This window comes from Bradyrhizobium sp. 197, assembly GCF_023073375.1.
In the GTDB taxonomy this organism is placed as follows: domain Bacteria; phylum Pseudomonadota; class Alphaproteobacteria; order Rhizobiales; family Xanthobacteraceae; genus Bradyrhizobium.
This window is the reverse complement of the sequence record NZ_JADPJJ010000029.1, coordinates 1-1,457: the sequence shown is the minus strand read 5'-3', so window position 1 is coordinate 1,457 and position 1,457 is coordinate 1. Positions and strand designations below refer to the sequence as shown.

General features: G+C 58.6%; 1 protein-coding gene and 1 tRNA gene. Both read left to right on the top strand.

The window, feature by feature from the left end; genetic code table 11:
• Window positions 1–14: 14 nt before the first annotated feature.
• Complete coding sequence (locus IVB27_RS06550; RefSeq protein WP_247442264.1) at window positions 15–1,328, top strand: DUF2130 domain-containing protein; 1,314 nt, start codon at window positions 15–17, stop codon at window positions 1,326–1,328.
• A gap of 52 nt (window positions 1,329–1,380) precedes the next feature.
• Window positions 1,381–1,456: transfer RNA gene (locus tag IVB27_RS06545), tRNA-Ile, on the top strand.
• The last annotated feature ends 1 nt before the right edge of the window (window position 1,457 follow it).

Below are 1,457 nucleotides of genomic sequence, written 5' to 3'. Positions count from 1 at the left end.
ATGAGATCAACGCGATGAGCTTCAAAGCGGCAGCCACGAATGGCGCATACGAGCCTACCTTACATTGTCCGAACTGCAATCACGAAATTCGACTGACGGAATCGCTTGCCGCGCCGCTCCTCGAGCAAACCCGCCGGCGCTTCCAGGAACAGCTCGCGGGAAAAGATGCTGAAGTCGCGCGCAAGACTGAGGCGCTCCGTCTGGAACGCGAACAGCTCACCAAGGACCGCGAGGCGGTCGAAGACCAGGTCGCGAAACGATTGACGGCCGAACGCGAGCGGATTGTCGCTTCTGAAGCCAAGAAGGCGCGCGAAGCCTCTGCCACGGAACTATCAGCGAAAATTAATGAGGCTGCCGAGCTCCGTCAGCTTCTGGAGGCGAATAACCGCAAGCTTGCCGAAGCCCAGCAGGCTCAGGCTGAACTTATTCGCAAGCAGCGCGCGCTGGACGATGAGAAGCGTGAGTTGGACTTGACCATCGAAAAGCGCGTTCAAGCCTCCGTTGCAACGGTTCAGACCAAGGCCAGGCAGGAAGCTGACGACGCTGCTAGGCTTCGCGTTGCCGAAAAGGATCAAACGATCGAGTCGATGGCACGTACGATCGAGGAACTCAGGCGCAAGGCGGAGCAAGGTTCGCAACAGGCCCAAGGCGAAGTCCTCGAACTGGAACTCGAGGAGCTTTTACGCAGCCGTTTCCCAACGGATATCATAGAACCGGTCGGCAAAGGCGAGCTTGGCGCCGACGTCATCCAGCAGGTCAACGGCGCCGTCGGGCAGCCGGCAGGCATAATCCTATGGGAGACGAAACGTACCAAATCGTGGAGCGACGGTTGGCTGGCGAAGCTCAGGGATGACCAACGGCGGTCGGACGCCGACGTATCGCTCATCATCTCGCACGCGCTACCCAAACACATCGAACAATTCGATCTGATGGATGGCGTGTGGGTCGCTCATCCTCGCTGCGCCCTCCCCGTTGCGGTAGCGCTGCGTCAAGCGCTGCTCGACGTATGCGGCGCACGGCTCGTGCAACAAGGCCAGCAGACAAAGATGGAGCAGGTCTATGACTATCTGACCGGCACCAGATTCCGGCAACGTGTCGAAGCGGTCATCGAGAAATTCAATGACATGAGAGACGACCTGGACAAGGAACGCAAGTTTATGGGTCGCCAATGGGCTAAACGCGAAACACAGATTGTATCTGTGATAGATTCGACCGTCGGGATGGTGGGCGACCTCCAAGCGATAGCCGGCAAGTCAATGCCTGAAATTCCCAGTTTGGCGGCTCCCTTGCTAGAAGCCGGTGATCCGTCCGAACGCAAAGCGAGCTAGTTTCACTGTCGATCGCCCCCTTCCCTGCCGCGTCAGCAAGACGATTGGGAACGGGCCTGTAGCTCAATGGTTAGAGCCGGCCGCTCATAACGGTCTGGTTGCAGGTTCGAGTCCTGCCGGGCCCACCAA

Excerpts from the sequence above, each read along its gene's own strand:
- IVB27_RS06550 (WP_247442264.1), top strand. The coding sequence starts at position 15 with ATGAGCTTCAAAGCGGCAGCCACGAATGGCGCATACGAGCCTACCTTA.